Annotated in this window: 7 protein-coding genes and 1 pseudogene; 1 reads left to right on the forward strand and 7 read right to left on the reverse strand. The window is 59.0% G+C overall.

Annotated features, from left to right (window positions below; genetic code table 11):
* The 4 genes from thrC to xerD form a co-directional block, all read right to left on the reverse strand.
* Nucleotides 1-991, reverse strand: a 991-nt coding sequence (gene thrC, locus ACRESD_RS02920; RefSeq protein ID WP_431749552.1) for a threonine synthase, incomplete at its 3' end; no start/stop codon positions are given.
* A gap of 66 nt (nucleotides 992-1,057) precedes the next feature.
* Nucleotides 1,058-2,362 carry a homoserine dehydrogenase gene (locus ACRESD_RS02925; RefSeq protein ID WP_431749553.1) on the reverse strand — a complete coding sequence of 435 codons (1,305 nt, stop codon included), beginning with the start codon at nucleotides 2,360-2,362 and terminating at the stop codon, nucleotides 1,058-1,060.
* 130 nt (nucleotides 2,363-2,492) lie between these two features.
* Nucleotides 2,493-3,224, reverse strand: coding sequence for a thioredoxin fold domain-containing protein (locus ACRESD_RS02930; RefSeq protein ID WP_431749554.1), 732 nt, complete (start codon nucleotides 3,222-3,224; stop codon nucleotides 2,493-2,495).
* 141 nt (nucleotides 3,225-3,365) lie between these two features.
* Nucleotides 3,366-4,262 (reverse strand): site-specific tyrosine recombinase XerD, encoded by an 897-nt coding sequence (gene xerD / locus ACRESD_RS02935; RefSeq protein WP_431749555.1) that lies wholly within the window; start codon nucleotides 4,260-4,262, stop codon nucleotides 3,366-3,368.
* A gap of 107 nt (nucleotides 4,263-4,369) precedes the next feature.
* On the opposite strand from xerD, the gene ACRESD_RS02940 reads away from it, so the two are divergent.
* Nucleotides 4,370-6,178 (forward strand): cation:proton antiporter, encoded by a 1,809-nt coding sequence (locus ACRESD_RS02940; protein ID WP_431749556.1) that lies wholly within the window; start codon nucleotides 4,370-4,372, stop codon nucleotides 6,176-6,178.
* Here ACRESD_RS02940 and ACRESD_RS02945 read toward each other — a convergent pair whose 3' ends face one another.
* The 3 genes and pseudogenes from ACRESD_RS02945 to ACRESD_RS02955 form a co-directional block, all read right to left on the reverse strand.
* Nucleotides 6,179-6,592, reverse strand: a complete 414-nt coding sequence (locus ACRESD_RS02945) for an acyl-CoA thioesterase (protein WP_431749557.1) — start codon at nucleotides 6,590-6,592, stop codon at nucleotides 6,179-6,181.
* 81 nt (nucleotides 6,593-6,673) lie between these two features.
* Nucleotides 6,674-7,024 (reverse strand): 50S ribosomal protein L19, encoded by a 351-nt coding sequence (rplS, locus tag ACRESD_RS02950; RefSeq protein WP_003175895.1) that lies wholly within the window; start codon nucleotides 7,022-7,024, stop codon nucleotides 6,674-6,676.
* A 45-nt stretch (nucleotides 7,025-7,069) separates the two neighbouring features.
* Nucleotides 7,070-7,191 (reverse strand): annotated as a pseudogene (locus tag ACRESD_RS02955) (tRNA (guanosine(37)-N1)-methyltransferase TrmD); the annotation flags it as partial.

Below are 7,191 nucleotides of genomic sequence, written 5' to 3' on the forward strand. Positions count from 1 at the left end.
GGGCAGCACCGTTGCGACCGTGCATGTCGAACAGCAGGCGTTCGAAGTTCGACGAGACCATGATGTCCATGGACGGCGACAAGGTAGCGTGCAGGGTTTCCTTGACGTACTGGTTGCCGCTCATGAAGCGGTGCAGGATGTCGTTGCGGTTGGTGGCGACGATCAACTGATTGATCGGCAGGCCCATGTTGCGCGCCAGGTAACCGGCGAAGATGTCGCCGAAGTTGCCGGTCGGCACCGAGAACGACACCGACCGTGCCGGCCCGCCCAACTGCAGGGACGCATGGAAGTAGTAGACGATCTGGGCCATGATCCGCGCCCAGTTGATCGAGTTCACCGCCACCAGGCGCGTGCCCTTCAGGAAGCTCTGGTCAGCGAAGCTGTTCTTGACCATTTCCTGGCAGTCATCGAAGTTGCCTTCGATCGCGATGTTGTGGATGTTCTCACCAAAGATGGTGGTCATCTGGCGACGCTGCACTTCCGACACGCGCTTGTGCGGGTGCAGGATGAAGATGTCGACGTTTTCGCAGTGCTTGCACCCTTCGATGGCCGCCGAACCGGTATCACCGGAGGTAGCACCGATGATCACCACGCGCTCGCCGCGTTTCTGCAGCACGTAGTCCAGCAGACGACCCAGCAGTTGCAGGGCGAAGTCCTTGAACGCCAGGGTCGGGCCGTGGAACAGCTCAAGTACCCATTCGTTACCGTTCAGCTGACGCAATGGCGCGATGGCGTTGTGAGAAAACACGCCGTACGTCTCTTCCAGAATCTTTTTGAAATCTGCGTCCGGAATGCTGCCGGTGACGAACGGGCGCATCACCCGGAACGCCAGCTCGTGGTATGGCAGGCCGGCCCAGGAAGCGATTTCTTCCTGGGTAAAGCGTGGCAGGTTTTCCGGCACGTACAGGCCGCCGTCAGTGGCAAGGCCTGCCAGCAGGACGTCTTCAAAGTTCAGGGCCGGTGCCTGGCCGCGGGTGCTGATATAACGCATGACTGGCTCCTCTAGAGCATTCTTGAACAAGGGCCGCCGAACCTGCGGGGCCCTTGCTGCAAACCATTAGTTCAGGTGTTCGACGCGGATCCGCACCACCGGGCCAACCACACCTTGCAAGGCTTCCAGGGCCGCGATGGCATCGTTGATGTGTTGTTCGAGCACGCGGTGGGTCAGCAGGATCATCGGCACCTGGCCGTTTTGCTCCTCGACTTCCTTCTGCATGATCGACTCGATGTTGATGCCACGCTCCGACAGGATGCTGGCCACCTGGGCCAACACGCCCGGGTGATCCTTGGCCTGGATGCGCAGGTAGTAGGCACTTTCGCAGGCTTCGATCGGCAGGATCGGGTGAGCCGACAGCGAATCCGGCTGGAAGGCCAGATGCGGTACGCGGTTTTCCGGGTCGCTGGTCATGGCGCGAACCACGTCCACCAGGTCAGCGATCACCGACGAAGCGGTCGGCTCCATACCGGCGCCGGCGCCGTAGAACAGGGTCGAGCCAGCCGCGTCACCATTGACCATCACGGCGTTCATCACACCATTGACGTTGGCGATCAGGCGGTCGGCCGGGATCAGCGTCGGGTGCACACGCAACTCGATACCGGTAGCGGTGCTGCGCGCCACGCCCAGGTGCTTGATGCGGTAGCCCAGGGCTTCGGCGTAGTTCACGTCGGCGGTGGTCAGTTTGGTGATGCCTTCGGTGTAGGCCTTGTCGAACTGCAGCGGGATACCAAAGGCGATGGATGCCAGGATGGTCAGCTTGTGCGCGGCATCGATACCTTCCACGTCGAACGTCGGGTCGGCTTCGGCATAGCCCAGGGCTTGGGCTTCGGCCAGCACGTCTTCGAAGGTACGACCCTTCTCGCGCATTTCGGTGAGAATGAAGTTGCCAGTGCCGTTGATGATGCCGGCGACCCAATTGATGCGGTTGGCGGACAAGCCTTCCCGGATCGCCTTGATCACGGGGATACCACCGGCCACGGCGGCTTCGAACGCCACGATCACACCCTTCTCGCGGGCCTTGGCGAAGATCTCGTTGCCGTGCACGGCGATCAGCGCCTTGTTGGCGGTGACCACATGCTTGCCGTTTTCGATGGCCTTGAGTACCAGCTCACGGGCCACGGTGTAGCCGCCGACCAGTTCGATGACGATATCGATTTCAGGGTTGGTGGCAACGTCGAAGACATCGTTGGTAATCGCAATACCGGTCGTTTGGAACTGAGGCTTTGGCGAACGCGTGGCAATTTGCGCCACTTCAATCCCACGCCCTGCACGGCGGGAAATTTCTTCAGCATTACGCTGAAGTACGTTGAAGGTGCCGCCACCGACGGTCCCTAACCCACAGATGCCTACTTTGACCGGTTTCACTGAAGAACTCCCCATGAAACGGCCGACGCTAGGTCGGCCGTGGAAAACAGCCGCACGACGGCGGCCTGCAATTTGATGGCCCGTCGATCTGTCGGCGGGCCATGATCGTCAAAGGTTCGACGATGCTGGTTTACTTGGCACTCAGCGCCAGTTTGGCAACTTGTGGTGCCGGCTGGTAGCCCGGAATCACCTGGCCGTCAGCCAAAACGATGGCCGGTGTACCGTTCACACCGATGGACTGGCCCAACGCGAACTGCTTGGAAACCGGGTTGGCACATTTGGCCGCCTTGATTTCCTTGCCGTCGACCATCTTGTCCATCGCCGCTTTCTTGTCGGTCGAGCACCACACCGCCTGCAACTGCTCGTCACCCGGCGAGCCCAGGCCCTGGCGCGGGAACGCGACGTAGCGCACTTCGATGCCCAGCTTGTTCAGCGCAGGCACTTCGGCGTGCAACTTGTGGCAGTACGGGCAGGTGGTGTCGGTGAACACGGTGATGTGGGTCTTGGTTTCGCCGATAGCGGGATAAACCACGGTTTCAGCCACCGGAATACCGTTGATCAGCTTGGATACGCCCAGGCGCTCGGCTTTTTCGGTCAGGTTGACCGGCTTGCCATCCTTCAGCTGGAACAGGTAGCCCTGGACAATGTATTGACCATCGGCACTGGCGTACAGCACACGACTGCCCTTGAGCTTGACTTCGTACAGGCCGGCCATGGGGCTGGCGCTGATGCTTTCGATCGGGGTGTCGAGTTGCAGGTTGGCCAGGCTCTTGCGGATGGTCTGCTCGGCAGCGTCATCGGCGAAGGCAAAGGTGGATACCAACGCAATGGCTGCGGCGGCAATAATCTGGGTCAAGCGCATGGGAACTCCTGAAGGCAGATGCAGGGACTGGCACAGGAACACCGCTCTGTAACGCGGGCCGGGGCAGTCCCCTTTGCTAACCGGCAAAGCCTACCACAGTTGGGCCACAGGGCAGCCCGTAGCGGGATAAATTGGCGGTTTTCAACCGCGCGGGTGATGCTTGGCATGCATATCCTGCAATCGCGCTCGCGCCACGTGGGTATAAATCTGCGTGGTGGATAAGTCGCTATGGCCGAGCAGCATTTGCACGACCCGCAGATCGGCACCATGGTTGAGCAAATGGGTGGCAAAGGCATGGCGCAATGTGTGAGGCGACAACGCCTTGCCAATCCCGGCGACCTTGGCCTGGTGCTTGATGCGGTGCCAGAAGGTCTGGCGGGTCATCTGCTCACCGCGCAGGCTAGGAAACAGCACATCGCTGGGTCGCCCGCCGAGTAATTCGCTGCGGGCATCGCGCATATAGCGCTCGACCCACACGATTGCCTCCTCGCCCATCGGTACCAAACGCTCCTTGCTGCCTTTGCCCATCACCCGCAATACGCCCTGACGCAGGTTGACCTGCTCCAGGGTGAGGCTGATCAATTCGGTCACTCGCAGGCCGCAGGCGTATAGCACTTCGAGCATGGCACGGTCGCGCTGACCGATGGCCTCACTGAGATCGGGAGCGGCAAGCAAGGCCTCCACATCTTTTTCTGATAAAGACTTAGGAAGAGGCCTACCTAATTGCGGCATGTCGACTTGTAGAGTCGGATCGACTGCTATCAGTTTTTCACGCAATAAGTAGCGATAAAAGCCACGCACCCCTGAGAGAAATCTCGCAGTGGAACGCGGCTTGTAGTTTTGCTCAAGCCGCCAGGCCAAGTGATCGAGGATCAGCTCACGCCCGGCATTGATCAGGTCGAGGTTTTTCTCCTGCAGCCAACCGTTGAACAGGGCCAAGTCACTGCGATAAGCCTGGCGTGTATTGTCGGATAGGCCCTTTTCCAGCCAGAGGGCATCGAGAAAACGGTCAATAAGCAGGTGGTCAATGGCTGGCATGGGTACTCAAGCAACGCGGCACGGGGCTTTGCGACAATTAATTAGTGAACTGTGATTCAGGTCACTAGTCTTTCATAGCCCGCTATTTCAAGGAACAGGGAGCTTTAATGAACGAACAACAGATTTTGTTGGCTTTTGGCGGTATTGGCGTGGCCGCACTCGGCTGCCAATGGCTGGCCTGGCGCCTGAAGCTGCCGGCGATTCTGTTTCTTCTACTGAGCGGGATTCTGGCAGGGCCAATACTTGGCTGGCTGGACCCGCAGGAAATGTTCGGCCCCTTGCTGATGCCATTGGTGTCGTTGGCGGTTGCACTGATCCTGTTCGAAGGCAGCCTGACGCTGCACCTGTCGGAATGGAAGGAAATTGGTAGCGTGGTGCACCGCTTGGTGACCATCGGTGCGCTTTCAACCTGGGCGGTAATAACACTGGCCACCCACTGGTTACTGGGCTTTGACTGGATGCTGGCACTGCTGTTCGGCACGCTGACACTGGTCACCGGCCCGACGGTTATCGTGCCCATGTTGCGCGTGGTACGGCCCAAGGCCTCCATCGCCAATATCCTGCGCTGGGAAGGCATCGTCATCGACCCGATAGGCGCGCTGCTGGCGGTGGTGGTCTACAGCTTCATCATCAGCCGCGCCTCGGGTGATGGCTTGAGCCACAGCCTGCTGACTTTCGGTGGGGTGATTGTGTGTGGCAGCCTGTTCGGGATTGCCGGTGGCTGGGTGCTGGGGCAGATCATGCGCCGGCAATGGTTGCCGGAATACCTGCATAACCTGGCGACACTGGCTGGCGTGCTGGGCATCTTCATCGCCTCCAATCAGGTGATGCATGAGTCCGGCCTGCTGGCGGTCACGCTGATGGGCATGTGGATGGCGAATATGAAGGGCGTGGATGTAAGGCACATCCTGCACTTCAAGGAAAACCTCAGTGTGCTGCTGATTTCCGGGCTGTTCATCCTGCTGGCGGCGCGCCTGGACCTGAATGCCTTGATTGCCTTGGGGCCTTTTGTACTGATCCTGCTGTTGATCATTCAGTTCATTGCTCGCCCCCTCAATGTTGTGCTGTCCACCTTCGGCTCGAAACTAAGCTGGCGGGAGCGCGCACTGTTGGCGTGGATCGCACCACGTGGGATTGTGGCCGCAGCAGTATCGGCAATATTTGCGATTCGCCTGGATGAGGCCGGTCATGAAGGTGCATTACTGCTGGTGCCACTCACGTTTGCAGTCATTATCGGCACCGTGGTACTGCAAAGTGCCACTGCGCGCCCCTTGGCTCGTTTGCTGAAAGTGGCCGAGCCTGCGCCCAGCGGCTTTCTGATAGTCGGCGCGAACGGTCCGGCGCGAGTCCTAGGCAAGGCCCTGCAACAACTGGGCAGTCGTGTGCTGCTGACAGACTCAAGCTGGGAAAATATCCGTGCCAGCCGGATGGAGGGACTACCGACGTATTTTGGCAATCCGGCGTCCCAGCATGCCGAATCGCACCTGGATCTAGTTGGACTCGGGCATTTGCTGGCGCTTTCCCCTTCGGGCGAACTGAATACCCTGGCTGCAATGCGCTTTCGCCACGACTTCGGGCACCGCCTGTTCGCCCTCGCCAGTAGTCAGGAAAGCCGCCGCACCGATAAACACAAGGCCAGCCATGAGCACCGTGGCCACCTGCTGGGCAGCCAGCCCCTGAGCTATACCAAACTCGCCAGCCTGCTGGGGCAAGGCGCCGAATTGTACAGTACTCACCTCACCGAAGGTTTCGGCTGGGAGCAGTACCAGGCACTCCATGGAGATCGAGCGACGCTGTTGTTTGCCCAAGATGCCAGCGGCTGGGTGCATGTCGTCACCCCAGACAGCAGCTTGAAACCTACAGCCGGCTGGACCTTGCTGGCCGTGATTCAGCCGGAGAACAGCACAGCCGGGTAATCAGTCGGCAAACCCAGGCAGCACCGGTACAGGGCGTTTATCCGCGTCAATCGCGACAAAGCTGAACACGCCCTGGATCGCCTTTTCACGGCCATCAACGCTCATGCTCTCGACAAACACCTCCACCTCTACCTTGAGGCTGGTATTGCCCACCTTGATCACCCGGCCAATCAGTTCAACGATGGAGCCGGCCGGGATCGCGTGATTGAAGTCGATACGGTCGGTAGACACCGTCACCAAGGGCAAGCGACAGAAACGCGTCGCGGTGATGAACGACACTTCATCCATCCACGCCAAGGCAGTGCCGCCGAACAAGGTGTTGTGGTGGTTGGTAGTCGGCGGGAACACGGCCTTGGTCACATGGGTAACGGACAGGTCGGTGCGGCGCTGGATTTCTTCGAGGCGGGAGGTCATGGAAAAATACCGGGAATAGACAAATTTCAGGCACAAAAAAGCAGCCCGTAGGCTGCTTTTTTCTGCATCGGGAAGCTGGACTTAAGCCAGTTTTTCCTTGATGCGAGCTGCTTTACCGGACAGGTCACGCAGGTAGTACAGCTTGGCTTTACGTACGTCACCGCGACGCTTGACGGCCATGCTGTCGATTTGCGGGCTGTAGGTCTGGAAAGTACGCTCTACGCCAACACCGTTGGAGATTTTACGAACAGTGAAAGCACTGTTCACACCACGGTTACGCTTGGCGATTACCACGCCTTCGAACGCTTGCAGACGCGAACGGTCGCCTTCCTTCACTTTCACCTGAACGACAATGGTGTCGCCCGGGGCAAAGGTAGGGATCTCTTTGGTCATCTGCTCTGCTTCGAGTGCAAGGATGATTTTGTTAGTCATGCTGTGCTCCTAAGGTAAGTCAATGGACCTACCATCGATACGTTGTTAACTATCGTCCCGCGCGAGGATGTATTCCTCGAGCAGCTTCTTCTCTTCTCCAGAAAGCGAGCGGCTTTCCAGAAGATCGGCGCGTCGTTCATAGGTCCGACCAAGGGACTGCTGTAAAC

The sequence above is a fragment of the Pseudomonas sp. genome, from assembly GCF_050739995.1.
Classification (GTDB): domain Bacteria; phylum Pseudomonadota; class Gammaproteobacteria; order Pseudomonadales; family Pseudomonadaceae; genus Aquipseudomonas.